Below are 25,337 nucleotides of genomic sequence, written 5' to 3'. Positions count from 1 at the left end.
CTTGTCCTTGGCCCGCGCGGTCTCCACGCGGGCATCGGGGCATCGTACTCAGCCCTCTGCCCGCCCCTGAACCGGCAGGTCCCCGGGTGTGCCCGGCGCGTCGCGCACGGCCGGTGCCCCGGCCATCGGGAAGAGGACGGGGCTCAGCAGGTGCTGGGTGCGGCCCGGGGCCGGTCCGTGCCGCGTGCGCGGGGCGATGGCGGCGCGCAGGTCGCCGATCAGGGAGTCGAGTTCGTCGCGGCTGAGCCAGAGCGCGTGCTGCCGGAAGCCCACCAGGTCGGCGACCGGGTCCGCGTCCGCCCGGTCGAGGTAGGTACCGAACTCGGCGAGCAGGACTGCCGTGGCGGCGGCGAAGCCCCGGCGGTACTCCTCGGTGCTGTCCTCGGCAGTCCGTTCCGGGTCCGTGGCGAGCACCGCCCGCTCCCGGCACAGCCGGTAGGTCCGCTCCACCGCTCCGCGCACCCGGCGTTCGCTCTCCACGCCCAGGACTCCCGCGTCGGCGAGCAGGCCGATGTGGCGGTAGGCGCTGGTCTTGGACACGTCGGGCATCCGGGCGCAGATTTCGGCGGTCGTCATGAGGTTGCCGCCGGACAGCGCGTGGACGACGCGCAGCCGCACGGGATGCAGGAGCAGATCGGCCATTTCCATGGGCCAATGATCCCACGCCTGATACCTTTCCCAAAGTTGGGAACAATCGAATCCGGCGACGCCCACGGGCGGACCGGGAGAAACGGGGAGGGTGCCGTGCGGGGTCAACTGCCGCCACTGGGGCGGATGTACGAGGCCGGGGGCCGACGGCTGATGCTGCACCGCTCGGGCACCGGCGGGCCGCCCGTCGTACTGCTGCCGGGGGCGGGGCTCGTCGGGCTGGACTTCCTCAACGTGCAGGCGGGGGCGGCCGGGTTCACCACGAGCGTGTTGTACGACCGGGCGGGCACCGGCTGGAGCGACGCGGTGGAGCTGCCCCGGAGGCCGGCCGAGGTCGCCGAGGAGCTGCGGGCACTGCTGGGCGCGGCCGGGGTTCCGGGCCCGTACTTGCTGGTGGGGCACTCCCTGGGCGCGTTCTACGCCCGCCGGTTCGCACAGCTCTTCCCGGCCGAGGTGGCGGGGCTGGTGCTGCTCGACCCCGGACACGAGGACATGCTCGCGCACGTACCCGGTGAACTCGCCTCCCTGGCCGAGGAGATGAAGCCGGGCACGGAGCCGCTGCCGGACCTGACGGAGGAACAGGAGAGCGCCGCGCGCGGGCAGTGGGCGCAGTTGTACGCGGGGTGGCCCGGGGAGGTGAGCGGCCCGCTGATCGAGCACAACCTCGCCTCCTGGCGCACCGCCGTCGAGGAGGTGCGGAACTTCGAGACGGAGGTGTACGAGGAGCTGCGGCGGGGCGGCGCACTGCCGCAGGTGCCGGTGTCGGTGATCTCGGCGGCGGGGAGCAATCCGTACTGGGCCCGGTTCATGACCGAGGAGGCGCAGCGGCGGGTGCGCGCCGGAATCCGGGGTCTTCACGCGTCCCTGACCACCCCCGGGGGCGAGCACCGCGAACTGCCGGACGCCTCCCACCAGTACCTGCACATCGAGCACCCGGAGGAGGTGCTCGACACGATCCGCACCCTGCACACCAAGCTCTGAGCCTCGCGGGGACCACTGCGACCACGGGAAGGGGACCACAGCGACCACAGGAGAGGGCCAGCAGATCCGGTGCCAAGCGGTGCCAGTCGGAGCCACATTGACGCCAAAGGACGCCAGCAGTCCTTGCGATGGCGCCAAGGTGGTGCCAGACTGGCACCGCAGGCGAGGCCGCGCCGAGCGGGCCCGTTCCGTGCGGCGTCGTGCCTCAACGCGCTTTCCTCACACGTCCCTTGCTCTGGAGGATCCATGGAGAACGAACCGACGACCTGCCCCGCCGGATCCGGCGAGCCGGCGGGCCTGCCCACGGGACGCGACGCCGGCTGCCCCTTCGACCCCACCGCGGGGCTGGGCGAGCTGCGCGAGCAGGACCCGCTGGTGCAGATGCGCTACCCGGACGGGCACCTGGGCTGGCTGGCCACCGGGTACGCCACGGTGCGCTCGATATTCGCCGACCCCCGGTTCAGTTCGCGCTACGAGAAGATGCACTACCCGTTCGCCGACCTCGGCCCGATCCCGCCCGCGCCGGTCGGCGACATGACCGGTATCGACGCCCCCGAGCACACCCGCTTCCGCAAGCTGCTGATCAGCCGGTTCACGGTGCGCCGGATGCGCGAACTGACCACCCGGGCCGAGGAGATCACCACCGATTACCTGGACGCGATGGAGCGCGGGGGCGGCCCGGTCGACCTGGTGGAGGCGTTCGCCCAGCCCATCCCCGCGCTGATGATCTGCGAGCTGCTGGGCGTCCCGAGCGCGGACCGCGACAAGTTCCAGCGGTGGGCCAACATCATGATCACCCAGAGCACCGACCAGGAGGCGGCGGGCGCGGCGATGGCCGCCCTGGGGGCCTATATGAGCGACCTGGTCGCCGAGAAGCGGGCCAACCCCACCGACGACATGCTCGGCGACCTCACCGCCTCGGACCTCAGCCACGACGAACTCACCGGCCTCGGCGCCTTCCTGCTCGGCGCCGGTCTCGAAACCACCGCGAACATGATCGCCCTCGGCACCTTCGCCCTGCTGAACAACCCGGACCAGCTCGCCCTCCTGCGGGCGGACCCGGATCTCGCCCCGCAGGCCGTGGAGGAGCTGATGCGCTATCTGACCATCGCGCACACCACCATGAAGTCGGCCCTGGAGGACGTCGAGCTGGACGGCAAGGTCATCCGGGCCGGGGAGACCGTCACCATGTCCATCGAGGCGGCCAACCGCGACCCGCTCCGCTTCCCCGACCCCGACGTACTCACCCTGGACCGCAAGGCCACCGGGCATCTCGGCTTCGGCCACGGCATCCACCAGTGCCTGGGCCAGCAACTGGCCCGCGTCGAGATGCAGGTGGCGATCCCCGCCCTGATCGCCCGCTTCCCGTCGCTGCGGCTGGCCGCACCGGCGGACGACGTCCCGCTCCGTACGGGGGCATCCATCTACGGGGTGCACAGCCTCCCGGTCACGTGGGACGAGGCCTGATCCGATGACGAACGAGACCGAGGTCCGGGTCGACAGGGACCGCTGCATCGGGGCCGGAATGTGCGCCCTGACCGCACCGGACGTGTTCGACCAGGACATCGAGGACGGCCTGGTCCTGCTGCTCCGCACCCGGCTGCCGCACACGGACCCGGAGCTGGAAGCGGCCCGCGAGGCCGCGGGAATGTGCCCGGCGGAGGCGATCTCCGTGGGGTGAGGGGGCGAGGGGGGAGACGGCCCGAGGGGAGCTTGTCGGGAAGGGCTCGTCGGGGGGGCAAGTCGGGGGGCTCGTCGGGGGGCTCGTCGGGGAGGGCTCGTCGGGTGGCCGGGGGCGGCCGGGGTGATCACGCCCCGGCCGTCCCGTCAGTCCCCCGGCGCCCGCCCCGCGCCCGCGGCCACCAGCGCGGCACCGGCGAGGGCCGCGGCCAGCCACAGCACCGCCGTGACCCCGGCACCGTCCGCCACCAGCCCTCCCGCCAGCGCGCCCAGGGCGATGGCCCCGTTGAACACGCCGACGAACAGCGCCGAGGCCCCTTCCCCGGCCTCCGGCGCGGCGGCCAGCAGCCAGCTCTGCGTACTCACCGAGACACCCCCGTACGTCAGCCCCCACACCGCCATCAGCACCCCGGCCACGATCGGGGACCCGCCCGTGGCGGGCAGCACCAGGACGATCAGCAGGGCCGTCGCCGCGAGCGCCGCGCCGATCACCAGGACCGTACGGCGCGGGGACCGGGCGGCTCCGGCCCCGGCGGCGAAGTTCCCGGCCACGCCCGCGACGCCGTACACCAGCAGCAGCGTACCGAGGGTGCCGGGCCCGGCGGCGGACACGGATTCGAGCACCGGGCGGACATAGGTGTACGCGGCGAAGTGTCCGGTGACCAGGAAGGCGACGACGAGCAGTCCGGTCCGCACCCGCGGCCGGCGGCCCAGCCGCAGCACACCGCCCAGCGCGAGCGCCCGCTGTGCGGGCAGCCGGGGCAGGAGCACCGCGAGCGCGACGAGCACGGCGAGGGAGAGCCCCGCCGCGGCGACGAACGCCGTGCGCCAGCCCGCCAGTTCCCCGAGGTACGTACCGGCGGGCACGCCCAGGACGGAGGCGACGGCGATGCCGCTGAAGACCAGGGAGGTCGCGGCCGGCACGGACCGCGCGGGCACCAGCCGTACCGCCAGGCCCGCCGCGACGGCCCACACCCCGCCCATTCCGATGCCGACCAGCACGCGCGCCGCGACCATGACCGCGAAGTCCGGCGCCCAGGCGGCGGCGAGGTTTCCGGCCGCCAGTACGGCAAGCAGCGCGCAGAGCACCGCACGCCGGTCGAACCTGCCGAGGAGGGAGGTCAGCAGCGGCGCGGAGAGAGCCGCGACCAGTCCGGTGATGGTCAGCGTGACTCCGGCGACACCGTCCGAGACCCGCAGCGAGCCGCCCATCGGCGTCAGCAGTCCGACCGGCAGCATCTCGGAGGTGACCACGGCGAAGGTGCCCACGGCAAGCGCGACGACCGCCAACCACCCTCTCAGCAAAGGGAGTTGATGCTCCTCCGGTCTCAGTTGGCGCTCTTTTGGCCGTACGGGCGGGCCTGCCTGCTCAAGATCCTTCATGCCTCCAGCCAATCCGGCACCGGCCTCCGGAACAACGGCGAAGCTCTCAACCTTCTATGAGCGGAGCTCATCGATCAGAAGAGAGGCAGCCATGCCCGGCCTGGAAACACGCGAACTGGAGGCCTTCCTCGTGCTCGCCGAGGAACTGCACTTCGGCCGCACCGCCCAACGCCTCTACCTCTCCCAGAGCCGCGTCAGCCAACTGCTCCGCGCGCTCGAAAGCCGGGTCGGGGCCCGCCTCGTCGACCGCACCAGCCGACGGGCCGCCCTCACCCCGGTCGGCAGCCAGCTGTACGAGGCCGCCAGACCCGCGTACGACGCCCTGCTCACGGCGCTGGACGAGGCCCGCGCCACGGCCAGGGGCACCGGCGGAACCCTGCGCATCGGCTTCCAGGGCACGGCCAACGACCACGTCATGCGGGCCCTCGCACTGTTCCGCGACCGCCACCCGGACACCGCCACCGAACTCGTGGAGATCCCGTTCGCCGACCCCTTCGGCGCGCTGCACCGCCACGAGGTGGACACGGCGGCCGTCCTCCTCCCGGTCGAGGAGCCCGAACTCGTCGTCGGCCGGATCTTCTCCCGCCGCCCCCAGACGCTCGCGCTCCCCTCCCACCACCCGCTCGCCCGGCGGCCCCGGCTGACCGCCGAGGACCTGGCCGGCTGCCCGCTCGTCGGCGTCACCCGCACCTACGCCCCGGAGTACTGGCGGCACGCGCAGGCCCCGGCCGGCACGCCCGGCGGCCTCCCCATCCCGCCGGGCCCCTCGGTCAACACCCTTCAGGAGGGACTGGCACAGGTGCAGGCGGGCCGGGGCGGGATGCTGCTGTGCGTGCCCTCCTCCGAGTACTACCGGCACCACGCGCTCACCTTCGTACCGGTCGACGGCCTGCCGGAGTCGCGGCTCGGACTGGTCTGGCACCGGAGCCACGAGACCCCGGCGATCCGGGCGTTCGCGGACGCGCTCGGGGAGACGGACGACTGAGGGCGCGGCGGCCCGTGCCGGGCGGGCCTCACGCTCCCAGCCGGGCCGCCGCGGTCTGCCGGCGGTAGCCGCCGGGGGCCAGCCCGTACTCGCGCTTGAACGCCTTGGCGAAGGCGAACTCCGAGCCGTACCCCGCACGCGCCGCGACCGCGGTGAGCGGGGTGTCGGACTCGCGGAGCAGCCGGGCGGCGGTGGTCATGCGCCAGTGGGTGAGGTACGACATCGGGGGTTCGCCGACCAGCGTCGCGAACCGGCGGGCGAAGGCGGCCCGGGACAGCCCGGCCCGTTCGGCGAGCGACTCGACCGTCCACTGCGCGGCGGGGGCCTCGTGCATCGCCGCGAGCACCGGCGCCACGGCCGGGTCGCCGAGCGCCGCCGCCCACCCGTCGACGGCGGCCGGGGTCTGGTCGTCGAACCAGGCGCGCAGGATGTACAGCAGCAGCGAATCGATCAGTGACGGCACGATGCCGTCCGAGCCGATGCGCGGATTCTCCAGCTCCGCGCCGAGCAGTTGGACGGCCGCGCTCAGCTCGGCGTGCCGGCCGTGCCGGGTCTGCAGGTGGATCACCTCGGGCAACTGGCGCACCAGGGGGTGCGGGCGGCCCTGGTCGAGGTCGTAACTGCCGCACAGCAGACGGGTCTCGGGGCCGTCGCCGCCGACCCGGAACGAGCCGATCGGCGATGCGTCCGGCCGTCCGCGCCCGCCCGCGAAGTCCTCCTCCGCGGGGTCCTGGGGCGGGGTGGTGGGGTGATCGGCGAGCACGTGGCCCCTGCCGTCGCGCAGGAAGACGACGTCACCGGGGCTGAGCGGGACGGGTTCGAGGTCCTGCGAGGGGATCAGCCAGCAGGTGCCGTAGAGCACCACGTGGAACCCGGCGCCCACCACCGGTGGCAGCCGCAGGGCCCAGGGGGCGCGGCCGACGGTGCGTACGGACGCCGGCTTTCCTGTGCGCATCGAGGCCAGCGCCTCGGTGAGGATGTCCATGCGGCCTTGCCCTCCCTGGTGCGGTGGCGCCGGATCCGGTGCCGGTGGTGTTCCTGATGGTGATGTTGGTGTTCGTGATGGTGGCACCGGAACCTGTGCCGGTGTCGAGGGGGCCGGCGCCGGGTGTGCCGTCGGGCAGCGGTCCCGCCCGGCGCCCGTCCCTCACACGGTCAGGACAATCTTGCCCTGTACATGCCCTGTGGCGACCAGCTCGTGCGCCTTCGCCGCGTCCTCCAGCGGGAAGGTCTCCGACACGTGCGGGCGGACGCGGCCCGCGTCGATCAGTTCGGCGATGGCTTCCAGCGAGGCGTAGTCCGGTTCGACGGAGATGCCGGCGAACCGCTTGCCCTCGGCCTCGGTGCGGGCGAGCAGGGCGGGGTCGCCCTGTTCCAGGAGGCTGACGAGTACGCCGCCGGGGCGCAGCACCCCGAGCGAACGGGCGCCCTGGGCCAGCGAGTCGAAGACCACGTCGACGTCCCGGACTGCCCTGTCGAAGTCGGTGGTCCGGTGGTCGACGACCTCGTCGGCGCCGAGACCGGTGACGAAGTCGTGCCGGGCCGCACTGGCGGTGGCGATGACGTGGGCGCCGCGCGCCTTGGCGATCTGCACCGCGAAGTGGCCCACACCGCCCGCCGCGCGCTGGATCAGCACCCGGTCGCCCTGCCGCACGTCGGCCGCCTGGACGAGCCCCTGCCAGGCGGTGAGTGCCGCGAGGGGGACGGCCGCCGCGTGCACGTGGTCGAGCGAGGCGGGCTTGCGGGCGAGCTGCCGGGAGGGGGCGGCCACGTACTCGGCGTACGCGTTGGCGGCGCGCGGGAAGAACGGCATCCCGTACACCTCGTCCCCCACCCGGAACCTGGCGCCGGGGCCGGTCTCCTCGACCACTCCCGAGATGTCCCAGCCCAGGACGAACGGCGGCTCGCCGAGCAGCGGGAACTCACCGGACCTGACGACCAGGTCCGCCGGGTTGACCGCACTGGCGTGCACCCTGACGAGGACCTCGCCGAGCAGCGGGCGCGGACGCTCGCGCTCTGCGACCTCAAGGACCTCGGGACCACCGAAGGACTTCTGAACGACTGCGCGCACGACAACTCTCCCTGTTCCAAGGCCGACCGGGACCGGCCGGCAGCGTCCGGATCACCCGGGCGCCCCGCCTGTTGTCCTCGACCTTAGGGAGATCGAACGAGCCGCAGAATGGCCTTCCGTCTCGCCCACATGTCCGATCGTCTCGCCGGGCGTCCGTCCCGGACCGGTCTCAGAGCGGGTCGAGGTGCATCAGGACCTCGTCCCGGTCGTCGCTGCCGTCCGGGGCGAAGCGCAGGACGCCCGGCCTGCGACCGGTCTCCCGCCAGCCGTGCCGGGCGTAGAAGGTCTCCAGCCCGGCGCCGCCGCGGGCGGCCAGGTGGAGCTGCTCCAGGCCCATTTCCTCCCGGGCGACCCTGCGGACCTCCGCCATGAGGACAGCTCCGTACCCCCGGCCCCGTACCGCCGGCCGGGTCTGGACGTGGTGGAGCGTGCCCCAGTGCGCGGTCAGCCGGAACGCGTCGCGCCGGATGTGCAGCCAGCCCACCAGGCCGTCGGCGGCGGCGTCCGCGTCCGTCGTCGCCAGCAGGATGCGGCTGGTCTCCGGGGCGAGCGAACCGGCGAGCGCGTCGACCGCCTCGGCGGCCTGCTCCTGGCCGATCGGCGGGAAGGGAAAGCCGGCCGCTCCCCCGGCGTTGGTGACCTCGACCCAGCACGCGGCGAGCGCCCGCCTCAGTGCCGGGGTGGCCGCGCCGGGCGAGGTCAGCTGACGCAGCACGAGGGGACCGCCTGGGCCGGAGGCGGTGCCGGGGGGCCGGTCGGACGTACCGCCGGTGCCGGTGTCGGGCGTAGCGCCGGTGCGGGTGTCGGGGCTTTTCGGCATCCGGGGATACTCGCACGTGCGTGGCTGGCATGATCGGCGCCCATGGGCGACTGGTTCCGGCAGGCGGGTCACGGCGTACGTTTCGAGTGGGGGCCCGCGGGGGCCGAGCGGCTGGCGGCCGATGTCGCCTGTCTGGTGGTGGTTGACGTGCTGTCGTTCACCACGGCGGTGTCCGTCGCAGTGGAGGCGGGGACCCGGGTCTTCCCCTACCGGTGGCGCGACGAGAGCGCCGTCGGGTACGCCGCCGGGCTGGGGGCGGACCTGGCGGTGGGCCGCCGCGCGGTCACCGCGTCGTCGCCGTGGACGCTCTCGCCGGCCGCGCTGCGCCGGGCCCCGTTCACACCCCGGCTGGTGCTTCCCTCGCCCAACGGTTCGGCCATCGCCGCCTCCGCCGGTGACTCCGCGGTGGTCGCGGCCTCGCTGCGGAACGCGACCGCCGTCGGCCGCTGGCTCGCCGCCCAGGGGTACGGGCGGCCCGCCCGCCCGGTGGGCGTCATCGCCTCCGGGGAACGCTGGCCCGACGGCAGCCTGCGCCCCGCTCTGGAGGACCTGCTCGGCGCGGGGGCCGTCATCGCGGCGCTGCGCGACGGCCGAAGCGCGGCGGCGGGCCCCGGTGCGCCTTCGCACTCCGACGCCCCGGCCCTGTCCCCCGAGGCCACGGCCGCCGCAGCGGCCCACGCGGCGACGGCCGATGTCGGCGCCGCCCTCGCGGCCTGTTCCTCCGGGCGGGAGCTGGTGGAGGGCGGGTTCGCCGAGGACGTCGCGGTGGCCGCGGAGCTGGACGCGTGCGCGGTCGTCCCGCTGCTCACCGAAGGTGCCTTCGCCCCGGCCGAGTAGCCGCCGCGGCCCCGGGCCGCCGCCGTGTGCCGCCGCGTGAGACCCCCGTACTCACGCGCGCGCCCACGGCAGCGCCGCCCCCGCTACCCCTTCCCCTCCTCCCCCTCCACCAGCTGCGCCGCCTTCCGCGCCTCCTCCTCCAGCCGCTGCCGGTACTCCGCCCACGAAACCTCTGCGGGCAAGGGCATGTTGGCGGCGCTCTCCCTCAGCCCGGCTGCTCCGTCGATGAGTTCGCGGACGATGTCGGCGTGACCGGCGTGACGGTTGGTCTCGGCGAGCAGATGGATCATGATGCGGTGCAGCGAGACCTCCTTGCGCTCCACCGGCCAGTGCGGGACATGACCGAGGGAGTCCAGGTCCAGGGCCTCGGCGGTGGCGTCGGCGTGCGCGCACGCCTTGCGGTAGAGGTCGATGACGTACTCCCGGGACTCGTCGGCCTTCGCCCACATGTCGACGGTCGGGTCGTCGTCGAACTCCTCGGTCCAGGGCATCGGTTCGCCGAAGGGCCGCCCGAAGGTCTCGCCGAAGTACACCGCCTCGCAGCCCGCCAGGTGCTTGAGCAGCCCGAGCAGGTTGGTGCCGGTCGGCGTCAGCGGTCGCCGTACGTCGTACTCGGACAGCCCTTCCAGCTTCCACACCAGGGCTTCCCTGGCCGTCGTGAGGTAGTTCCGCAGTTCTTGCTTGGGGTCTGGATGCGTCATCTCCCCACCTTCGCACCCACCACTGACAACGCGTCTCCGCCCGCGATCTCCACGCTCCCACACATACCCGTATACGGGTGTTACTGTTCTCCGCATGCCGCTGAAAGCCGTGGACAACCCGTTGGCCCTGCGTCTGCTCGGGCTGCTCGTCGAACGCCCCATGCACACGTACGCACTCGGAAGCGAACTCGCCAGGCGCTATCCGCACGTACGCGCCCGCAGCGGATCGCTCTACACGCTCACCACCTCGCTGATCGACGCGGGCTGGATCGCACCGACCGGAACCGAACAGGCCGGGAACCGCCCCGCCCGCACGGTGTACGCGCTCACCCCCCAGGGCTGGCAGGCGTTCCGGGAACGGGTGGGACGGCAGGTGCGCGAGGCCAGGGTGGAGACCTCGGCGTTCGTGGACGCGCTGGCCTACCTCGGCGCGCTCGGCCGCGAGGAGGCGGTGGCCGCGCTGCGGGAGCGGGTCGCAGCGCTGGACGAGCGGATCGCGGCCCTGGAGACGGCGGCCCGGGACGCGGCCGGCGACGTACCCGAACTCTTCATGATCGAGACCGCGTTCGTCGGCCACCAGATGCGCTCCGAGTCCGGCTGGATCCGGCAGCTGATCACCCGCATCACGGACGGCACGCTGCCGTGGCCCGGGGCCGAGGCGGCGGAGTCCGCACCGGGCACACCCGGAACGCCCGCCACCACGACGGGGCCCGGCACCCCGACGACCCAGAAGGAGCAGTCGTGAGCAGCAGTCTCGTCTTCGGCATCTACGCCGGCGGCCAGGTCGGCACCACCCTGGGCGCCCCCGACGACCCCCGGGCCATCGCGTCCCTGGTCACCGGCCTCCAGACCGGCCACCCGCACCCGGGCGGCACCGGCGACGCGGGCGCCCGGTCCGGTACCCAACGCCCCTTCCTCATACGCGAGTACCTCCACCACCTCGGTCCCAGGCCCGACCCGGAGAAGGTGGCGGTCCTCCGTCCCGCGCGGACGATGGCCGCGCTGACGATGCCCGACGCCTGGTACACCCGGCACGGCCGTGAGCTGGACCTGGTCCTGAGCTACCAGCCGGAAACCGAGGACATCGACGGCTGGCTGGAGTTCATCACGCGCGTCGTCGCCCGCTACGGGCGGATCGTCCGCCACCTCCAGGTCACCCTCGAACCGAACTTCCCCATCCCCTGGATCGACGGCAGCTCCCCCGGCGCGCTCACCGCACTCGTCCGCGGCACCGCGCACGCCCGCCGCACCCTGGACGCCGCGGGGCTCGGCCACGTCCGGGTCGGCTTCTCGGTCGCGGAGCCCGCCGAATGGCTGGGCGGGGACGCGGAGTTCTGGGACCGGCTGGCCGCCGTACCGGCCGGGGAGTTCGCCCGTCACGTCGACTACGTGGGCCTGGGCCTCTACCCGGACGCCTTCTCCCCCACCCCGCACGAACACCTCGTACCCATGGTCGAGCACGCGCTCACCCACCTCCGCACGGTCAGCCTGCCGCCGCTCGGGCTGCGCCCCGGCACCCCGGTCCGCATCTGCGAGAACGGCACCCCCAGCACCCCCGACCGCTCCCCGGAGGAACAGGCGGCCCGCCTGGAGACCATGATCCGTACGATCGCCTCGGCCGCCGCCCGGCACCACGTCACCCACTACGAACTCTTCGCCCTGCGCGACGCCGACTCGGCGCGCCCCGAGGCGACCGCCCGCTTCGGCCTCACCACCAGCGACTACCGCCCCAAACCCGCCTACGAGACGTACCGCGCACTGATCGGCGAACTCGGCTGACGGGCCCGGCCCCCGCCGGACGCTCCGACGGGGGCCGTGGGTCACGATGTGCCGACGCTGACCAGGCCCGTTTCGTACGCGGCGACGACTGCCTGGGCGCGGTCGCGGAGTTGGAGTTTGGCGAGGATGCGGCCCACATGGGTCTTCACGGTGGCTTCGGAGAGGTTCAGGCGGGCGGCGAGTTCCGCGTTGCTCAGGCCCTGGGCGAGCAGGCGGAGGACTTCGAGCTCGCGCGGGGTCAGCGCCGCCAGGTCGCGGTGCAGGCCCGGGGCGGGGGCCGTCCTGGCGTGTCGTTCGACGAGGCGCCGGGTGATGGCGGGGGCGAGGAGCGCGTCGCCGGTACGGACCATGCGGACGGCGGCGACGAGGTGTTCGGCGGTGACGTCCTTCAGCAGGAAGCCGCTGGCTCCGGCGGTCAGGGCCGCGTAGACGAGGTCGTCGAGGTCGAAGGTGGTGAGCATGATGATGCGGGGGTCGGTGCTCGGGGGGCCCGGGGGGATCGCCAGGATGCGGCGGGTGGCTTCCAGACCGTCCAGTTCCGGCATCCGGATGTCCATCAGGACCACGTCCGGGCGGGTGCGGCGGAACGCCTCGACGGCTTCCAGGCCGTTGGCCGCCTCGGCCACGACGTCGATGCCGTCGGCCATCAGGATCATGCGGAATCCGGTGCGTACGAGCGCCTGGTCGTCGGCGATCAGCACACGTACGGGGGCGGTCACGGGGTCTCCAGGGGCGTCGGTGGCATGCCGGGCATCAGGGGTATCAGAGCACGCACCTGGTATCCGCCGGTGAGGCGGCGGCCGGTGTGCAGGGTGCCGCCGTAGATGGCCAGGCGTTCGCGCAGGCCGATCAGGCCGCGTCCGTTGCCGCTCGCCGCGGAGGCGGAGGGGGTGCCTCCGGTGTCGGTGATCCGTACGGCGATGTGGTCGTCCGCGTACGCGACGGCGACCTCCGCCCGTGCGCCGTCGGCATGTTTGACGGTGTTCGTCAGCGCTTCCTGTACGACGCGGTAGGCGGCGAGCCCGATGCCGGAGGGCACCTCGCGCGGGGTGCCGGTGGTGGTCAGGGTGACCGGCAGGCCGGTGCCCCGTACCCCGCTGACCAGCGAATCCAGCTGTTCCAGGCCGGGTTGGGGAGTGAGTGCGCCACCGGGGGCGGACCCGGCGGCGGTGTCGTCGGCGTCCATGGTGAGCAGCCCCATGGTGTGGCGCAGCTCCGCCATCGCCGCGCGGCCGGCCGCCTCGACGGCGAGCAGGGCCTCGCGGGCCTGGTCCGGGGCGATGTCCATGACCTTGCGGGCGGCGCCGGCCTGGATGGTCATCATGCTGACGTTGTGGGTGACCACGTCGTGCAGCTCACGGGCGATCCGCGAACGCTCCTGGGCCGCGGCCCTCCGCAGCCGCTCGGCCTGCTCGTGTTCGAGGGCGGTCATCCGCGCCTGGCTCTCGGCGGTCCTGAGCTTCCAGGCGCGCAAGCCGTGGGCGGCGAAGATCAGCGGGACGAGGATGAACAGCGGGACGTACTGGGTGGGGACGGTCGGCGGGACCGTCACCATGCCCCAGACGCGGGTGCGTTCGTCGGTGCCGACGGTGAGCACGGTCACCGACAGGGTGGCCAGGGCGAGGAAGCGGTACGGGCTGTAGACGGCCGCGGTGTACGCGGCGACGACGACGGCGTAGAAGGTGAGCCGCATGGCGTCGTCGGGGGCGAGGGCGGTGGCGAGGGTGACGGTCCCCAGCACGGCGAGCGGGTACCTGCGGCGCACCGTCAGGGGCCCGAACGCGAGGAGGCTGATCAGGATCGCGGCCACGAGGCTGCCGGTCTCGGTGGGCCTGCCGAACGGGCCGATGGACTGGCCCGACTCATGGACGATGCTCGCACCCCGGTTCACCGCCCAGTGGAGGTTGTTGGCCCCGAGGCAGAGCGCGAGCAGCACGTCGAAGAGCATGCTCCGCCGGGAGGGCCTGAGGAAAGGCCCGGCCACCGGCCGGAAGACCGGAGCGAGGGCTTCGCGGGCACGGGACGCGAGACGTGCGGCCAGAGGGGCGGGGGCGGTGGGCCGGGACGACGAGAGCCGGGACGACGAGGGGGGTGGTGTCCATGTGGTCGGTGGGGCCGGAACCGCCGTCGTGGCCCCAGTGGTCCCCGTGACCCCCGTGGCCAGTGCGCCCGCTGCTGCCCCTGCGCCCTCTGCGGTCCCTGCGCCCTCCGGGACCCCTGCCGCAGGCGCGGACGGTGCGGCCGGCGTCGTCCCCACCGCCGGTTTCCGCCGCAGTTCCGGCAGGACTCCCGTCCGGGCCGCCCGGTCCGCCGGTGTCTTCCGTACTCCGCTCATCGCGCCATTGTGGACCGGGGTCCGCCCCGCCGCATCCGTCCCGGCGCTCAACTCCGTACGCCTGGCGACTACTTCCCGGGGATGACCCGCGGTGGCCTCGCCCGCGCGCCGTACCGGAAATGAACCGGGCTGCCGACGCGCGGAAGCCCCCCGCGCTCCTAGCTTCGAAGGACCGCACACCCCTTCTGGGTCCCGCCCCCCGAATCACACCTCTGCATCACACCCCCGAATCACACCTCTGAGTCCTTCGAGCAATTCGAGCAACGGGAGTTCGCATGTCCAGCACGCCGGTGATCGAGCTGCGCGAGGTGAGCCGTCGTTACGACGACGGGCCGCCCGCACTCCACCACGCCTCCCTGACGGTGCGTCCCGGGGAGGCCGTCGCGATTCTCGGTCCGTCCGGCAGCGGCAAGTCCACGCTGCTGAATCTGATCGCGGGCCTGGACCGGCCCGACGAGGGCACGGTGACCGTGGACGGGGTGCGGGTCGACGGGCTCGGCGAGGCGGGGGCCGCGCGGTTCCGGCGGGCGAAGGTGGGGATGGTCTTCCAGTTCTTCCATCTGCTCGACGACCTGACCGTGGCGGACAACGTGGCGCTCCCCGCTCAACTCGCCGGTACCCCCAGGGCCGCTGCCCACCGGCGGGCCGCCGAACTGCTGGAGGACCTGGGTATCGACCGCTACTCGGGCGCCTACCCGGGGACCCTGTCGGGCGGCCAGCGGCAGCGTGTCGCGGTGGCCCGCGCGTTGATGAACCGCCCGCCGCTGCTGCTCGCCGACGAGCCGACCGGCGCCCTCGACTCGGTGTCCGGCGAGGAGGTCAGCCGGCTGCTGCGCGAGCTGCACGCCGAGGGGCAGACCGTCGTCCTGGTGACCCACGATCTCGCGCTGGCCAGGTCCTGCACGGACCGTACGGTCGAGCTGGTCGACGGCCGGATCGCCTCGGACACCGCCGCGACCGGCGCGGGCCCGCTCTCCCGGAGCGCCCGTTGAGCGCGCTGGGCAGGGTGGTGCGTTCGGGTGTGGGCCGCCGCCGGGTGCCGACCGTCGTGATCGTGCTGGCCACCCTGATGACGACGGCCGCCTCGATCCTCGCCGGGTCGCTGCTCGCGGCGTCCAGCAGGCCGTTCGACACCGCCTTCGCACGGCAGCACGGCGCCCATCTGACCGTGCGGTACGCGGACGGCGCCGCCTCCGACGACCGCCTCGCGGCCACCGCGGGGAGCGCCGGGGTCGCGGACTCGGCGGGCCCGTTCCGTACGACGACGATCACGCCGCGCTCCCCCGGGATGGCGGCACGGCCGGGGGGTGGGCCGGGGCCGGAGTCCGGGCCTCCGCTGTCCCTCCCCGAGCTGCCGCTGACCGTGGTCGGCCGTGACAGGCCCGCCGACGGCGTCGACGACCTCGTCCTCACCAGCGGTCGCTGGGCCGCCCGCCCCGGCGAGATCGTGCTCGCGGGCGGGTCCGGCGGCTTCCCCGGCCCCGGGCTGCGGCTCGACTTCCCCGATCTGCCGGGGAGGCCCGCGCTGACGGTGGTCGGCACGGCCCGTTCGGTGACCGGGAGCGCGGACGGCTGGGTGACTCCCGGTCAGCTCGCCGCGCTCACCCCGCCCGGCCGGGACGGCGGCAGGCAGATGCTCTACCGCTTCACCGGTGCCGACACCGCCGGGCAGGTGGCGGCGGGGCACAGGGCGGTGACCGCCGGACTGCCCGCGAAGGCCGTCTCCGGTACCCAGTCCTGGCTCACGGTGCGCCGGTCCGCGGAACGCGACACCGCGCTGTACGTCCCGTTCCTGGTGGCCTTCGGCACGCTCGGCTTGGTCATGTCTGTGCTGATCGTCGGCAACGTGGTCGCGGCCACGGTCGGCGCGGGCACCCGCCGCATCGGCATCCTCAAGGCGATCGGCTTCACGCCCGCCCAGGTGGTACGGGCCTACGTCGGCCAGGCGCTGCTCCCCGCCGCCGCCGGGACCGCGCTCGGTGTGCTGGTCGGCCATCTGCTCGCCCTGCCGGTGCTCGCGGAGGCCGCGGAGGCCTACCGGACGGCGGGGCTGGGCGTCGAACCGTGGATCGACGCGGCGGTGGTCGCGGGCGTGCTGGGGCTGACGGCGGTGACCGCGTGGGCGAGTGCGGCACGGGCCGGCCGGCTGCGTACCGTCGAGGCACTGTCGGTGGGCCGCACGCCGCGGCCGGGGCGCGGCAGGTGGGCGGCGCGGGCCGCCGCGCGGCTCCCGGTGTCGCGGCCGGTCGGGCTCGGCCTCGCCAGGCCGTTCGCCAGGCCGGGGCGGGCGCTGGCGATGTGCGTGGCGATCGTGTTCGGTGCGACGGCCGTGACGTTCACGGTGGGGCTCGGCTCCTCGCTCCAGAGGATCATGGCGGCTCGGGAGCACGCCGATGCCGATGTGGTGGTCGACGTGCGCGAGTTCGGGGAGCGGGCGTCCGGCCCCCGGGAGCCGGCCCGGGAAGCGGACGCCCCGGCACCGCCCGCCGGGGGCAGGGCCGCCGAAGCCGGTGCGCTCCGGGCGATCACCGCCCAGCCCGGCACCCGTACGTACTACAGCGAGTCCACCGGACGGGCCTCGCTCGCCGGAATCTCCGGCTCCGTCGCGGTGGTCGGCTTCACCGGGGATGCCTCCTGGGGCGGCTACGCCATGGTCTCGGGGCGCTGGCTGGGCGGCCCGGGGGAAGCCGTCGTCCCCACCGGCCTGCTCACCACGACCGGGAAGCGGGTAGGCGACGGCCTCACCGTCAACGGTCGGACGGGCGACGTCACCCTGCGCATCGTCGGTGAGGTCCTGGACCCCCGTCACGACGGCATGCAGGTCTTCACCGACACCGCCACGCTCACCACCGCCGTACCCGACCTGGTCCCCGCCGCGCACAACATCGCGCTCAAGTCCGGAACCAGCAGGGAGAGTTACATCGAGGCCCTCGACAAGGACCTGCGCCCGCTGGGTCTCGCGGCCCGCCCCGGCGGGCCCGACGGCGGCAGCGAGATGGTCGTCACGCTGAACGTCCTGTCCGGGTTCCTCACACTGATGCTGGTCGCGGTGGCGGCGCTCGGCGTGCTCAACAGCGTGGTCCTGGACACCCGGGAACGGATCCGCGAACTCGGCACGCACAAGGCGCTCGGCATGACCCCGCGCCAGACGATCGCACTGGTCCTCACCTCGGTGGTGGTGACCGGGCTGATCGGCGGCGCGCTGGGGGTCCCGCTCGGCGTGGCGCTGCACGGCTGGATCGTGCCCGCGATGGGCGAGGGCGCGGGCCTGCGGCTGCCCGGCAGCGTCCTGAGCGTGTACGGCGCCCCGGAACTGGCGCTGCTGGGCCTGGGCGGCCTGCTCATCGCGACCGCGGGAGCGCTGCTGCCGGCGGGCTGGGCGGCGCGGACCCGGACGGCGGTGGCCCTGCGGACGGAGTAGCGGGCGGGGTCGGGCACCGGGGTGCGCGGGCACGACGGCACGCGCACCCCGCCCTGCCCCACCGCGCCCCACCGCGCCCCGCCGGGCGGGCCGGGTCCCGGGGGCGCGTCCCGCCCGCCCCGGCCGTCCTCAGGCGCGGCAGCGCAGCATCTCGAACGGGGGGTTGGCCCGGTAGTCCGCCCAGAAGTCGGTGCCGAACTCGCGCACCCCTGCCTCGGAAACCTCCAGCCGGACCCATGTCAGCTCACTGAAACCGGCCGCCCGCAGCGCCTTCTCGTGGGCGTCGCGGCGCGGGCGGCCGGCGAGGAAGGAGACCGGCGGATCGAGCAGCGCCGTGGTCCGCACGCGCGGTCCGACCTCGACCTCCTCGCCGGTCAGCTCGCTGAGGAAGCCGTACCGCTCCGGGGTGGGCCCGTCGAAGCGGAAGTCGGGCGACTGGTTCAGTACGAAGAACTCGCCGCCGGGCCTGAGATTGCGGTGCACCGAGCGGCACATCCGCTCCATGGTGGCGGCGTCCTCGGCGTAGTTGAGCATGTGGACGCCGAGGGCCACGTCGAAGCGGTCCGCGAGCGCCGGAAGTCCGGCCACGTCGCCGACCTCGTACCGCACACCCAGCGGGTCCCGCTCCTCCAGCCCCCGCGCCACGGCGACCATCTCACCGGAGATGTCCACCCCGAGCACGTCCGAGGCGCCGCGCCTCCTGAACTCCCGGCTGTAGAAGCCGGTCCCGCACGCGAGGTCGAGGACCGACTTGCCGCGCACGTCGCCCACCAGGGCGAGGAATCCGGGCACGGCCACGTACTGCTCCAGCGGCAGCCCCTTGAAGCCCTCGTACGCCTCGCCGATCCCGTCGTACTGCTGCACGCTCATCGTGCGGTCCTCTCCTGTGCGTCTGCGGCGCCCGCGCGCTCGCGCGCCGACGGCGCGTGTCGGGTGCACCGGTGCACGCGTCCCCGGGGGGGCACGGGCGCACCGCTGTACGTTCCGGTCGTTCTGGCGGGCAGTCTTCCCGCACCCCGGCCGACGGCCGTACTGGCAGAAGCCACAAAGATCCGTACGCCGTCCCGGTTTTCACGCACGGGCGGCACCGGGCGGGCGGTGCCCGGTCAGGCGGTTCGGCGCAGGACGAGGACGTTCTCGGTGACCTGGGCCCGCTGGCCCTCGGGGCCCGTCGCCGTGCGTGCGGGGGCGTGGCACTGCTCGACGTGCCAGCCGCCGCCGGGGGTGTCCGTGTCGAGTTGGAGGGAGTCCAGCACTTCGCGCGGGGTGGGGAAGGTGAGTTCCGTGCCGTCGTCCGGCTTCCAGGACCAGGGGGCCGTCGAGGCGTGTTCCACCAGGATCAGCAGGCCGCCCGGTGCCACCGCGCGGGCGGCAGCGCGCAGCACCCGGTCGCGGGGGATCTCGACGGGTGTGTGGAAGTAGCTGGCGGTCACCAGGTCGAAGGTTCCGTCGGGGAAGGACTCCGCCAGGTCGTGGCGGCAGGGGTGCACCCGGTCTCCCACACCGGCGGCCGCCGCGCTCGCCGCGACCCTGCCGAGGGCCGTCCCGGAGACGTCGACGGCGGTGACCTCCCAGCCGAGCCCGGCCAGCCAGAGGGCGTCGCCGCCGTGGCCGCAGCCCAGGTCGAGGGCGGTCCCGGGGGCCGGGTCGAGATCGGTGACGAGCCGGGCCAGGACGGTGTTGGGCTTGGTGCCCCACTGCGGGGAGACGTTCCGGGAGTACTGGTTCTCCCAGAAGGCGGCGGATTCGCTGACGGTGGTCATGGCAGGGCCTTTCGGGTCGGACGGAGCCCCCGGCGGGGCGTACGACGACACTGCGGTCTGCGCCGCCGGAGTTGCAAAGCCTCGTGCCGTTTCGGCAACCTGGCAGGCATGAGCCCCGCGAAGAAGGACGTCCTGGACGCGGTCGGGCCGCGCCTGCGCGAGCTGCGGCACAGGCGCGGGCTGACCCTCGCCGAGCTGGCCGGGCAGACCGGCATCAACGAGAGCACCCTGTCCCGTCTGGAGGGCGGGTCCCGCAAGCCGACGCTTGAGCTGCTGCTGCCCCTCGCGGAGGTCTACGCGGTTCCGCTCGACGAGCTGGTCGGCGCGCCCCGCACCGGTGACCCGCGCATCCATCTGCGCCCGGTCACCCGGCACGGCATGACCCATGTACCGCTCAGCCGTCCCGGCGGCATCCAGGCCCACAAGCTGCTGATCCCGCCGAACCCGGACGCCCGGCCCGACCTGAAGACGCACGCGGGTTTCGAGTGGGTGTACGTGCTCGCGGGCCGGCTGCGGCTGCTCCTGGGTGAGCAGTCCCTGCTGCTGAAGGCGGGCGAGGCCGCCGAGTTCGACACGCACGTCCCGCACTGGCTCGGCGCGGACGGGGACCAGCCGGTGGAACTCCTGATCCTCTTCGGCAACCAGGGCGAACGGGCCCACCTCAGGGCCCGCACGACCTGACCGGGCCCGCACCACCCAACCCCGGCCCGCGCGACCCGACCAGGGCCCGCGCCACCCGACCGGGCCCGCACCACCCGACCCCGGCCCGCGCGCCCCGACCGGAGCTATGAACTCGCCCCCTGCGACCGGGTGAATCCGGACTCCACCAGGGCCGCCACCCGGGACAGTTCGCAGAGTCTGCCCGGCTCGCGGGCCGGTACGCACCAGTACATGCCGGGCGGCGCGAGCTGGTCGACGCGCGGCACGCCCAGCCAGCCCCGGGCGAGGTAGGTACCCGCCGGGGCCGCCCAGTCGGCGGCTCCGCCGACCGGGACCAGCGGGTAGAACCAGCGTTCCGAGTCCTGGATCACCGGTCCGCGCAGGGCGAGTTCCAGCAGCGGGCCGACGACGGCCCGGTTCCGGGTGCCGAGTGCGGCGTAGATGATCTCGACGGGGATGCGCACCGCGTCGAACCGGGTGCCGAGCGGAAGGACGGCCACGTTCCGCTCCGTCCACTCCAGCGAGACGGTCCCCGGCGACCGGTGGGCGTACGCGAGCCAGCCGGAGGGATCCGTTCCGGCGTCCGCCTCGATGTCGGGCCGGGGTCTCCACATCTGCACGGGGGCCGCCTTCACTGCGTCGGTGGGGCTGTACGGGGGTGCGTACAGGCTGAGTTCAGGAGGTGTACGGACACGGACGGGGTAGGTACGCGTGCGTACGAGACCTCCATCGTGAACCTGTTCAACGTCCTCCAGAAGGCCGTAAAGGGGTCTCCCTGGGGACGCCAAAGGGCCTTTCTGTCACCCGGGTTGGCGTCTACGGTGGAGCCCGAGGAGCCGACTGGAGGTACTCGTATGCCCCGCCCCAATGGCAACACCGCGCTGAAGGCCGCTCGCGTCGCCGCCGGGTACGCCACCCAACAGGCCCTGGCCGACGCCCTGAACAGCGCGGGGCCCCGGCTCGGGCTCGGTGATCTGGACGTGAGCATCCGGCAGGTGCGCCGCTGGGAGTCCGAGAAGCCGCCGTGGCCGCAGGCCCACTACCAGCGGGCCCTGCGGCACGTCCTCGGCAACATGACTATGGCGGAGCTGGGCTTCAGCCCCTCCTGGGGTTCCGTGCCCGCGCCCGAGGACGTGCCCCGGGGGATGCTGCTGGGCATCGGGGCGATCGGCCCCGCCCAACTGCCCCTGCCCAGCGGCAGCGGCGGCTTCCAGCCGGAGAGCGTCGCCGCCGACTACGCCCTGGTCACCGGCAGCCACCGGCGGCTCTACTGGACCGTGCAGCCGACCCAGATGCACCCCACCGTCATCGAGCACACCCGCCTCGGCACCGCCCTGATGTCGGAGACGACCGGGCCCGCCCGCATCGCCCTGGCCCGCGCGCTCGCCGAGTCGGCGCTGATGGCGGGGCGGATCGAGTTCTTCGACCTCCGGGACCCGGTTGCCGCCGCCGACACCTACGTACGGGCGCTCCAGGCGGCGGCCGAGGCGGACGACACCCTGCTCGGCTCGGCGATCCTGGCGCACACGGCGTTCGTGCCCGGCTGGGCGGGCGACCGGCCGACGGCCCAGGAGCGGATGCGGGCGGCCCGCGCCTACGCGCGCCGGGGGCGGCCGTCCGCCGAGTTCCTGGCCTGGCTGGACGCCGTCGAGGCGGAGTGCGAGACCAGGTGCGGGCATCCGCGCACGGCCCTGACACTGATCCGGCACGCCGAGGAAGTCCTGGCGGAGGGCGGGGAGTTCGCTTCGCCGGAGTGGATGGACTGGTTCGGCCCCGTACGCCTGGCCTCGTTCAAGGGGAACACCCAGCTGAAGGCCGGGCAGTTCGACCGGGCGCGGGAGACCCTGCTGCGGGTGCTGGCCGAGCTGCCCGCCGACGCGGGCAAGCAGCGGGCGGTCATCCTGGGCGACCTCGCGGCGGCGGCCGTCGGCGAGCAGCGGGTCGAGGAGGCCTGCGAGTGGGCCGGGAAGGCCCTCGGACAGCTCTCGGTGACCTGGTACGCGACCGGCATGGACCGGGTGCGGGACGTGCGCCAGAGCCTGCAGCCGTGGAACGAGCTGCCGTGCGTCGCCGCGCTCGACGACGCGATGTTCGGCTGGCGGGCGACGGTCAGCGCGCTTCAGCGCTGACGCCGCACCCGGGCCCCGTCGCACCGCCGGCATTGAACTCACTCACCAGGGAGGGAAGTTCGGCGAGTGTCTCGATACGGAAGGAGGGCAGCGTCCGCGCCTCCTCGGTGCACCACTGGATCCTCGCCCAGGGGCCGCGCCGCACCAGCGCGGTGTGCAGTCCGGCGGCGGCGGCCGGGCGGACGTCGTTGTCGACGCGGTCCCCGACGTAGAGGATCCCGCCGGGCGGGTGGGGCACGGCCCGCGCGAGCCGTACGAAGAACTCCGGGTCGGGCTTGGCGGCGCCCCAGTCGTCCGAGGTGCCGATCAGATCGACGTCCCCGGCGAAGAGTTCGCGGAGGATGCCGCCCGCGCGCACGGTCTGGTTGCCCGCGATGCCCAGCCACAGCCCGGCCTCCCGCAGGGCGGCGAGGGCGGGACGGACGTCCGGGTAGAGGTCCGCCTCGCCGAAGTCCTCGGGCTGCCCGGCCTCGACGCGGGCCTGCCGCTGTTCGTACAGGTCGAAGCCGGGCCGGAACTCCTGGAACACCTCGCGGTAGTCCCGCCCCTGCGCGACCACGGCACCGAACACGGCCGCGAAGGTGTGGCGGGGCACGCCGAGCCAGTCGGCCCAGGTCCCGTACTCCCGCGTCTCGTCGACCAGGCACTCACCGACGTCGAAGACCACAGCGCGAATCATGATCGGAAGGATAGGACGGGGCCGGGGGCGGGGGTACGGGGCCTTCAGGCCGTCCCGGGCCACCCCCCAAGGCCCTCCCCGGCCGTCCCGGACCGCCTCAAGCCGTCTCAGCTCTCCTCAGGCCGCCGGGCCTGCGCGCCCCAGCCCTGCTCCAGCAGGTCGAAGGCGCGGACGACGGCGACGCGCGGGTCGGCCTGACCACGGGCGGCGCGGGGCGCCTCCAGGGCGAAGTGGGCCAGCGCGGCGCAGGCGGGGTCGTCGGCGGGCAGGCCGCACTCCTCCGCGATGACGGAGGCGAGGGCGGAGGCGTGGCGGAGCCACATGTTCTGGAGGTGGTCGCGCAGGGCGGGGGTGCGGGCCACCAGTTCCGCGAAGGCGGTGAAGCGGGGGTCGCCCCCCGCCGCCGGGACGCGGTGGCGCAGGGCGTGGTCGCACAGGGCGGCCGGGACGGACCAGCCCTCGGGGCGCTCCCGCACGGCGGCCAGGAGCCGCGCCTCCTGATCGGCGTCCTCGTCGAAGACCAGGGCCTCCTTGACCGGAAAGTGCTTGAAGAGCGTGGTGGTGGACACGTCGGCGCGGTCGGCGATCTCACGGATGCCGACGTCGTCGTAGCCGCGCTCCAGGAACAGGGTCAGCGCGGCGTCGGCGATGGCGCGGCGCGTGGCGGCCTTCTTTCGCTCGCGGCGACCGGGGGGTGCGGGGGGCTCGGTGGAGTCCGGCGTGGTCATGCCGCGATCATACCCTTTGGTTGACCAACTCAAAAAGTGGACTCGTTGCACTTAGTGAGTTGGTGTGCTCTTCTGGAAGGGCGGCCGACCGGAACAGCCCGGCGCACCCTGCCGTGCCGTGCCGCGCCCTGGCGAAGCGCCGCGCAGACCCGCACGGCGCCCCGCAGCACGTGCCGATGTGCGCGACGCCCCCTCTCCCGACCCGCCCACCGCACCGCCGCACGGTGCCAGGCCCGCCTGCCGCACCGGCGCACCGCACCGACCCACCCGACGGCCGCACCACCGCAGCGCACCACCGCGCCGCGCCGCACCGACCCGCCCGACTCACCACCGCAGCGTGCCGACTCGCCCGCCCGACACACCACCGCACCGCACCGACCCACACGCCCGACACCGCACCGCACCGCCCAGCCCGACCACCGCACCACCACACCACCACACCACCGCAGCGTGCTGGCCCGTCCGACCCACCGCTGCGCATCCCTCCCCCACCCCCACCGCGCACGTCGGCACGCCCGGCGCGCGCCCCGCACACCCGAACCCGTACGAACGGAGCCTTTCCATGAATCCCGCACCCCCCTGCCCCCGCATCGCGGTCGTCGGCGCCGGACCCGGCGGTCTGGTCTGCGCGCGCGTCCTCCAGCGGCACGGCATCCCCGTCACCGTGTACGACCTGGACGCCTCCCGCGCCGCGCGCGGCCAGGGCGGCACCCTCGACATGCACCCCGGTTCCGGCCAGTCCGCGCTGCGCGCCGCCGGTCTGTGGGACGCCTTCCTCGCTCTGGCCCGCCCCGAGGGCCGGCAGATGCGGCTGGCGGGCCGCGACGGACGCATCCTGTTCGACGCGACACCGCCCGAGGCCGCCACCCCGGACGGCGCCCCCGAGATCGACCGGGGCCAGCTCCGCGGCCTCCTCCTGGACTCGCTCGAACCCGGCACCGTCCGCTGGGACCACCGGCTCACCCGGGCCGAGCCGCTCGCGGACGGCGTCCACCGGCTGCACTTCGCCAACGGCGGCAGCACCGACGCGGACCTCGTCGTCGGGGCCGACGGCGCCTGGTCCGCGGTGCGCCGCCTGGTGTCCGGCGCGACGCCCCGCTACACCGGCGTCACCTTCGTCGAAACCGGCCTGAACGACGCGGACGCCCGCCACCCCGGGATCGCCAGGCTCACCGGCGACGGCACGATGATGGCCCTCGACGACAACCTGGGCCTCGTGGCGCAGCGCAACAGCGGAGGGCACATCCGCGTCTACATCGGCATGCGCACGGACGAGGACTGGCAGCGCCGGGCCGGCCTCGAACCGGCCGACACCACGGCCGTACGCGAAGCCCTGCTGGCCCGCTTCAGCGGCTGGAGCCCCGGCCTGCTGGACCTCATCACCCGCACCGACACCGGCTACACCAACCGCCCCCTGTACGCCCTGCCGGTCCCGCACACCTGGCCCCGCACCCCCGGCGTCACGCTTCTCGGCGACGCCGCGCACCTGATGTCCCCGATCTCCGGCATGGGCGCCAACCTCGCGATGCTCGACGGCGCGGACCTCGCCCAGGCCCTCACCGCTCACCCCACGACGGACCAGGCGGTCACCGCGTACGAGAAGGTCCTGTTCCCCCGCTCGGCGGAGGCCGCCGCTGCCGCCGCCGAGGGCATCGAGAGCGCCTTCGCCCCGGACAGCGCCGCCCAGGCACTGGCCCACATGACGGACCACGCCTGACGGGCCGCAAGGGGACCATC

25 protein-coding genes are annotated in these 25,337 nt (G+C 74.0%); 12 read left to right on the top strand and 13 right to left on the bottom strand.

The window, feature by feature from the left end; genetic code table 11:
• Nucleotides 1-48 precede the first annotated feature (48 nt).
• Nucleotides 49-648 (bottom strand): helix-turn-helix domain-containing protein, encoded by a 600-nt coding sequence (locus tag ACFYVL_RS04035; protein ID WP_389241190.1) that lies wholly within the window; start codon nt 646-648, stop codon nt 49-51.
• A gap of 96 nt (nt 649-744) precedes the next feature.
• Here ACFYVL_RS04035 and ACFYVL_RS04030 point away from each other — a divergent pair, with 96 nt between their 5' ends.
• From ACFYVL_RS04030 to ACFYVL_RS04020, 3 genes are all read left to right on the top strand, one after another.
• Nucleotides 745-1,629 (top strand): alpha/beta fold hydrolase, encoded by an 885-nt coding sequence (locus tag ACFYVL_RS04030; protein WP_389241189.1) that lies wholly within the window; start codon nt 745-747, stop codon nt 1,627-1,629.
• 246 nt (nt 1,630-1,875) lie between these two features.
• Entirely contained in the window at nt 1,876-3,096 is a 1,221-nt protein-coding gene (locus ACFYVL_RS04025) for a cytochrome P450 (RefSeq protein WP_389241188.1), read from the top strand.
• Between the two features lie 4 nt (nt 3,097-3,100).
• Nucleotides 3,101-3,310, top strand: coding sequence for a ferredoxin (locus ACFYVL_RS04020; RefSeq protein ID WP_389241187.1), 210 nt, complete (start codon nt 3,101-3,103; stop codon nt 3,308-3,310).
• 146 nt (nt 3,311-3,456) lie between these two features.
• On the opposite strand, the gene ACFYVL_RS04015 is transcribed toward ACFYVL_RS04020, so the two are convergent.
• A complete protein-coding gene (locus tag ACFYVL_RS04015; protein WP_389241186.1) occupies nt 3,457-4,692 on the bottom strand; it encodes an MFS transporter in 1,236 nt (411 codons plus the stop codon).
• A 91-nt stretch (nt 4,693-4,783) separates the two neighbouring features.
• Here ACFYVL_RS04015 and ACFYVL_RS04010 point away from each other — a divergent pair, with 91 nt between their 5' ends.
• Nucleotides 4,784-5,677, top strand: coding sequence for a LysR family transcriptional regulator (locus ACFYVL_RS04010; RefSeq protein ID WP_389241185.1), 894 nt, complete (start codon nt 4,784-4,786; stop codon nt 5,675-5,677).
• A gap of 28 nt (nt 5,678-5,705) precedes the next feature.
• Here ACFYVL_RS04010 and ACFYVL_RS04005 read toward each other — a convergent pair whose 3' ends face one another.
• From ACFYVL_RS04005 to ACFYVL_RS03995, 3 genes are all read right to left on the bottom strand, one after another.
• On the bottom strand, nt 5,706-6,662 hold the full coding sequence (locus ACFYVL_RS04005; RefSeq protein WP_389241184.1) for an AraC family transcriptional regulator: 957 nt from the start codon (nt 6,660-6,662) through the stop codon (nt 5,706-5,708).
• A gap of 162 nt (nt 6,663-6,824) precedes the next feature.
• Nucleotides 6,825-7,748: an NADP-dependent oxidoreductase gene (locus ACFYVL_RS04000; RefSeq protein WP_389241183.1), complete on the bottom strand. Its 924-nt coding sequence runs from the start codon at nt 7,746-7,748 to the stop codon at nt 6,825-6,827.
• Nucleotides 7,749-7,917: 169 nt separating this feature from the next.
• Entirely contained in the window at nt 7,918-8,568 is a 651-nt protein-coding gene (locus ACFYVL_RS03995; RefSeq protein ID WP_389241182.1) for a GNAT family N-acetyltransferase, read from the bottom strand.
• Nucleotides 8,569-8,610: 42 nt separating this feature from the next.
• Between ACFYVL_RS03995 and ACFYVL_RS03990 the strand changes: the two genes are divergently transcribed.
• Nucleotides 8,611-9,405, top strand: coding sequence for a 2-phosphosulfolactate phosphatase (locus tag ACFYVL_RS03990; protein WP_389241181.1), 795 nt, complete (start codon nt 8,611-8,613; stop codon nt 9,403-9,405).
• Nucleotides 9,406-9,488: 83 nt separating this feature from the next.
• Here ACFYVL_RS03990 and ACFYVL_RS03985 read toward each other — a convergent pair whose 3' ends face one another.
• Nucleotides 9,489-10,106 (bottom strand): DinB family protein, encoded by a 618-nt coding sequence (locus ACFYVL_RS03985; RefSeq protein WP_389241180.1) that lies wholly within the window; start codon nt 10,104-10,106, stop codon nt 9,489-9,491.
• Nucleotides 10,107-10,200: 94 nt separating this feature from the next.
• On the opposite strand from ACFYVL_RS03985, the gene ACFYVL_RS03980 reads away from it, so the two are divergent.
• Both ACFYVL_RS03980 and ACFYVL_RS03975 read left to right on the top strand, forming a co-directional pair.
• The gene (locus tag ACFYVL_RS03980) at nt 10,201-10,851 is read left to right on the top strand and encodes a PadR family transcriptional regulator (RefSeq protein WP_389241179.1); all 651 of its coding nucleotides are present in this window, start codon (nt 10,201-10,203) and stop codon (nt 10,849-10,851) included.
• Nucleotides 10,848-11,885 carry a hypothetical protein gene (locus ACFYVL_RS03975; RefSeq protein WP_389241178.1) on the top strand — a complete coding sequence of 346 codons (1,038 nt, stop codon included), beginning with the start codon at nt 10,848-10,850 and terminating at the stop codon, nt 11,883-11,885. The genes ACFYVL_RS03980 and ACFYVL_RS03975 overlap by 4 nt, the downstream gene beginning before the upstream one ends.
• Before the next feature lie 41 nt (nt 11,886-11,926).
• Here ACFYVL_RS03975 and ACFYVL_RS03970 read toward each other — a convergent pair whose 3' ends face one another.
• Both ACFYVL_RS03970 and ACFYVL_RS03965 read right to left on the bottom strand, forming a co-directional pair.
• A complete protein-coding gene (locus ACFYVL_RS03970) occupies nt 11,927-12,604 on the bottom strand; it encodes a response regulator (RefSeq protein WP_389241177.1) in 678 nt (225 codons plus the stop codon).
• Nucleotides 12,601-13,833: a sensor histidine kinase gene (locus ACFYVL_RS03965; RefSeq protein WP_389241176.1), complete on the bottom strand. Its 1,233-nt coding sequence runs from the start codon at nt 13,831-13,833 to the stop codon at nt 12,601-12,603. The genes ACFYVL_RS03970 and ACFYVL_RS03965 overlap by 4 nt, the downstream gene beginning before the upstream one ends.
• A gap of 662 nt (nt 13,834-14,495) precedes the next feature.
• Here ACFYVL_RS03965 and ACFYVL_RS03960 point away from each other — a divergent pair.
• Nucleotides 14,496-15,212 carry an ABC transporter ATP-binding protein gene (locus ACFYVL_RS03960; protein ID WP_389241175.1) on the top strand — a complete coding sequence of 239 codons (717 nt, stop codon included), beginning with the start codon at nt 14,496-14,498 and terminating at the stop codon, nt 15,210-15,212.
• The gene (locus ACFYVL_RS03955) at nt 15,209-17,641 is read left to right on the top strand and encodes an ABC transporter permease (RefSeq protein WP_389241174.1); all 2,433 of its coding nucleotides are present in this window, start codon (nt 15,209-15,211) and stop codon (nt 17,639-17,641) included. Before ACFYVL_RS03960 ends, ACFYVL_RS03955 begins: the two co-directional genes overlap by 4 nt.
• A 129-nt stretch (nt 17,642-17,770) precedes the next feature.
• Here the strand turns inward: ACFYVL_RS03955 and ACFYVL_RS03950 are convergent, their stop codons facing one another.
• Nucleotides 17,771-18,511 (bottom strand): class I SAM-dependent methyltransferase, encoded by a 741-nt coding sequence (locus tag ACFYVL_RS03950; RefSeq protein ID WP_389241173.1) that lies wholly within the window; start codon nt 18,509-18,511, stop codon nt 17,771-17,773.
• Nucleotides 18,512-18,747: 236 nt separating this feature from the next.
• Entirely contained in the window at nt 18,748-19,404 is a 657-nt protein-coding gene (locus ACFYVL_RS03945; RefSeq protein ID WP_389241172.1) for a class I SAM-dependent methyltransferase, read from the bottom strand.
• Nucleotides 19,405-19,512: 108 nt separating this feature from the next.
• Here ACFYVL_RS03945 and ACFYVL_RS03940 point away from each other — a divergent pair, with 108 nt between their 5' ends.
• On the top strand, nt 19,513-20,085 hold the full coding sequence (locus ACFYVL_RS03940; RefSeq protein WP_389241171.1) for a helix-turn-helix domain-containing protein: 573 nt from the start codon (nt 19,513-19,515) through the stop codon (nt 20,083-20,085).
• Nucleotides 20,086-20,189: 104 nt separating this feature from the next.
• Here ACFYVL_RS03940 and ACFYVL_RS03935 read toward each other — a convergent pair whose 3' ends face one another.
• Nucleotides 20,190-20,684 (bottom strand): hypothetical protein, encoded by a 495-nt coding sequence (locus ACFYVL_RS03935; protein WP_389241170.1) that lies wholly within the window; start codon nt 20,682-20,684, stop codon nt 20,190-20,192.
• A gap of 234 nt (nt 20,685-20,918) precedes the next feature.
• Between ACFYVL_RS03935 and ACFYVL_RS03930 the strand changes: the two genes are divergently transcribed.
• Nucleotides 20,919-22,193 carry a transcriptional regulator gene (locus tag ACFYVL_RS03930; RefSeq protein ID WP_389241169.1) on the top strand — a complete coding sequence of 425 codons (1,275 nt, stop codon included), beginning with the start codon at nt 20,919-20,921 and terminating at the stop codon, nt 22,191-22,193.
• Here ACFYVL_RS03930 and ACFYVL_RS03925 read toward each other — a convergent pair.
• Both ACFYVL_RS03925 and ACFYVL_RS03920 read right to left on the bottom strand, forming a co-directional pair.
• A complete protein-coding gene (locus ACFYVL_RS03925) occupies nt 22,174-22,872 on the bottom strand; it encodes an HAD family hydrolase (protein ID WP_389241168.1) in 699 nt (232 codons plus the stop codon). The two genes, ACFYVL_RS03930 and ACFYVL_RS03925, sit on opposite strands and share 20 nt — an antisense overlap.
• A gap of 107 nt (nt 22,873-22,979) precedes the next feature.
• Complete coding sequence (locus ACFYVL_RS03920; RefSeq protein WP_389241167.1) at nt 22,980-23,600, bottom strand: TetR/AcrR family transcriptional regulator; 621 nt, start codon at nt 23,598-23,600, stop codon at nt 22,980-22,982.
• 562 nt (nt 23,601-24,162) lie between these two features.
• Here ACFYVL_RS03920 and ACFYVL_RS03915 point away from each other — a divergent pair.
• Nucleotides 24,163-25,317: an FAD-dependent oxidoreductase gene (locus tag ACFYVL_RS03915; protein WP_389241166.1), complete on the top strand. Its 1,155-nt coding sequence runs from the start codon at nt 24,163-24,165 to the stop codon at nt 25,315-25,317.
• The last annotated feature ends 20 nt before the right edge of the window (nt 25,318-25,337 follow it).

Source organism: Streptomyces sp. NPDC004111 (assembly GCF_042874215.1).
Taxonomy (GTDB): Bacteria; Actinomycetota; Actinomycetes; order Streptomycetales; family Streptomycetaceae; genus Streptomyces.
This window is presented reverse-complemented; position numbering and strand designations above follow the sequence as displayed.

Excerpts from the sequence above, each read along its gene's own strand:
- ACFYVL_RS04035 (WP_389241190.1), bottom strand. The coding sequence starts at position 648 with ATGGAAATGGCCGATCTGCTCCTGCATCCCGTGCGGCTGCGCGTCGTC.
- ACFYVL_RS04025 (WP_389241188.1), top strand. The coding sequence starts at position 1,876 with ATGGAGAACGAACCGACGACCTGCCCCGCCGGATCCGGCGAGCCGGCG.
- ACFYVL_RS04020 (WP_389241187.1), top strand. The coding sequence starts at position 3,101 with ATGACGAACGAGACCGAGGTCCGGGTCGACAGGGACCGCTGCATCGGG.
- ACFYVL_RS04015 (WP_389241186.1), bottom strand. The coding sequence starts at position 4,692 with ATGAAGGATCTTGAGCAGGCAGGCCCGCCCGTACGGCCAAAAGAGCGC.
- ACFYVL_RS04010 (WP_389241185.1), top strand. The coding sequence starts at position 4,784 with ATGCCCGGCCTGGAAACACGCGAACTGGAGGCCTTCCTCGTGCTCGCC.
- ACFYVL_RS04005 (WP_389241184.1), bottom strand. The coding sequence starts at position 6,662 with ATGGACATCCTCACCGAGGCGCTGGCCTCGATGCGCACAGGAAAGCCG.
- ACFYVL_RS03995 (WP_389241182.1), bottom strand. The coding sequence starts at position 8,568 with ATGCCGAAAAGCCCCGACACCCGCACCGGCGCTACGCCCGACACCGGC.
- ACFYVL_RS03990 (WP_389241181.1), top strand. The coding sequence starts at position 8,611 with ATGGGCGACTGGTTCCGGCAGGCGGGTCACGGCGTACGTTTCGAGTGG.
- ACFYVL_RS03985 (WP_389241180.1), bottom strand. The coding sequence starts at position 10,106 with ATGACGCATCCAGACCCCAAGCAAGAACTGCGGAACTACCTCACGACG.
- ACFYVL_RS03980 (WP_389241179.1), top strand. The coding sequence starts at position 10,201 with ATGCCGCTGAAAGCCGTGGACAACCCGTTGGCCCTGCGTCTGCTCGGG.
- ACFYVL_RS03965 (WP_389241176.1), bottom strand. The coding sequence starts at position 13,833 with ATGCTCTTCGACGTGCTGCTCGCGCTCTGCCTCGGGGCCAACAACCTC.
- ACFYVL_RS03960 (WP_389241175.1), top strand. The coding sequence starts at position 14,496 with ATGTCCAGCACGCCGGTGATCGAGCTGCGCGAGGTGAGCCGTCGTTAC.
- ACFYVL_RS03950 (WP_389241173.1), bottom strand. The coding sequence starts at position 18,511 with ATGAGCGTGCAGCAGTACGACGGGATCGGCGAGGCGTACGAGGGCTTC.
- ACFYVL_RS03945 (WP_389241172.1), bottom strand. The coding sequence starts at position 19,404 with ATGACCACCGTCAGCGAATCCGCCGCCTTCTGGGAGAACCAGTACTCC.
- ACFYVL_RS03940 (WP_389241171.1), top strand. The coding sequence starts at position 19,513 with ATGAGCCCCGCGAAGAAGGACGTCCTGGACGCGGTCGGGCCGCGCCTG.
- ACFYVL_RS03930 (WP_389241169.1), top strand. The coding sequence starts at position 20,919 with ATGCCCCGCCCCAATGGCAACACCGCGCTGAAGGCCGCTCGCGTCGCC.
- ACFYVL_RS03925 (WP_389241168.1), bottom strand. The coding sequence starts at position 22,872 with ATGATTCGCGCTGTGGTCTTCGACGTCGGTGAGTGCCTGGTCGACGAG.
- ACFYVL_RS03920 (WP_389241167.1), bottom strand. The coding sequence starts at position 23,600 with ATGACCACGCCGGACTCCACCGAGCCCCCCGCACCCCCCGGTCGCCGC.
- ACFYVL_RS03915 (WP_389241166.1), top strand. The coding sequence starts at position 24,163 with ATGAATCCCGCACCCCCCTGCCCCCGCATCGCGGTCGTCGGCGCCGGA.